We start from the raw sequence: 1,067 nt of genomic DNA, 5'->3' as shown, positions 1-1,067 counted from the left end.
GGTTTGTATTTGTTTAAGTGGTGAGATATTGTATTTAATAACAAATCCTATTATTACTAGGGCTATAACTAAACTTATTAAACCAATAAATGATTGCTTGACTAAGGCTTCATTGACGGGTATTGTATATATTTCTTCATCTGCGATTGCACAAATATTATATCCTAATGAATTTTCTTGGCAAATAACTGCTTTATTTTTGTTATTTTCGTCTTTAACTACAAAAAAATTCTTTGATAATTCTCCTGTTTTACCTTCAGGGCTATTAAGATATGTTTTTACTATGTTTTCAGATAATGTAGTTTTTTTAAGTAGTTGTTCTTCAAGTTCATGAAATAATATTACTCCATCATCATCTATAACAACAACAAATCCACTTGCTGATTTTCCCATGGAAAGTACATTTTTTGAAAATGTAGTTAAATCATAATTTCCACCAACGGCTCCTATGAAACTACCATTAACAACTATAGGGTATGAAAAAGCTAAAGAAGGAGCTTTTAAGCTTGGAGCCATATAAGGCTTTGAAATCACAACTTTGTCATTTCCAGAAGTAACACTTGTATACCAGGTTCTAGTTCTTGGATCATAACCATTAGAAGGAGTTTGATGGTTTCCATTAGATCTTATCATTGCGCCATTGTGTGCAAGTCCTACGTACAATACATCAAAACTACTTGCTTCTTTGATTACTCTAACCATGTCATAAATTTCTTTGGTGCTTGCACTTGGGTTTTTTTGAATTTCAGCTGCAACAGCTTTTATAGCATCACTTCTTGATTCACTATAGTCTTCAAAATTTTTTGCAACATCTTGTATGGTTTTAATTTGTAAATTATTGATAAGTTCTCTAGTGTCTTGTTTTATTTCTAAATAGTTAAATACATTTGCAATTAGTAGTATTCCTACTATTGCTAGTCCCACAAAAAAAGTTAGTTTATTTGTTAAAGTTTGGGTGATTTTTTTCATAAAACTCCTTGATAATAAACGTCTTGTTTAGTTAATAAAAATTTCTTGTTTGTTTAACTGGCGAATTCTAGCTTACTAATTAACCCACCTTTATATCA

At 30.0% G+C, this 1,067-nt stretch carries 1 protein-coding gene; it reads right to left on the bottom strand.

The window, feature by feature from the left end:
- The coding region (locus tag CAMP5118_RS07930) for a cache domain-containing protein (protein ID WP_337217024.1) at positions 1-969 on the bottom strand (969 nt) is incomplete at its 3' end.
- Positions 970-1,067 lie beyond the last annotated feature (98 nt).

Source organism: Campylobacter sp. LMG 7929, assembly GCF_024723595.1.
Lineage (GTDB): Bacteria > Campylobacterota > Campylobacteria > Campylobacterales > Campylobacteraceae > Campylobacter_D.
This window is presented reverse-complemented; position numbering and strand designations above follow the sequence as displayed.